The sequence below is a fragment of the Buttiauxella brennerae ATCC 51605 genome (genome assembly GCF_001654925.1).
Taxonomy (GTDB): domain Bacteria; phylum Pseudomonadota; class Gammaproteobacteria; order Enterobacterales; family Enterobacteriaceae; genus Buttiauxella; species Buttiauxella brennerae.
The window spans coordinates 1-367 of sequence record NZ_LXER01000074.1; the positions used below are offsets into that span (position 1 = coordinate 1).

The following is a 367-nucleotide window of genomic DNA, read 5'->3' on the forward strand; positions in this document are numbered from 1 at the left end:
GTTTGTGGTGCCCGTTGATGACGCTGAGTTTGGACAGCGGCCGGTTGCCGTTGTTGAGACTAATGCGGAATGTGATTTTAACGAGATTGCCGCCTGGCTTGACGGCAAGTTGCCTCGTTTTCAGCGGCCAGTGCGTTGGATAGCGCTGCCGCAGGAGTTAAAACAAGGCGGGATTAAAATCTCCCGCCATAGGCTAATGGAATGGGCAGCAGGGGCATAACCCCTGCAATCTATTACTTATCGTTCTTAAGCGCTTTGAGTGCGTTAGCCACTCCCGCGCCGTATTCAGGATGGACCTGGCTGAACAGACAAATCTGTCGCGCCTGAATACTTTCCGGCACGTCTTTCATCTCCCCGGCGATACGCG

General features: G+C 54.0%; 1 protein-coding gene and 1 pseudogene. One reads left to right on the plus strand and one right to left on the minus strand.

Annotation, left to right across the window (positions count from 1 at the left end):
• A pseudogene (locus tag M975_RS23160) lies at window positions 1-220 on the plus strand (o-succinylbenzoate--CoA ligase); the annotation flags it as partial.
• Window positions 221-233: 13 nt separating this feature from the next.
• Here M975_RS23160 and M975_RS22650 read toward each other — a convergent pair.
• Window positions 234-367 (minus strand): catalase-related domain-containing protein (locus M975_RS22650; protein ID WP_157093433.1); only part of this gene is annotated, 134 nt, incomplete at its 5' end.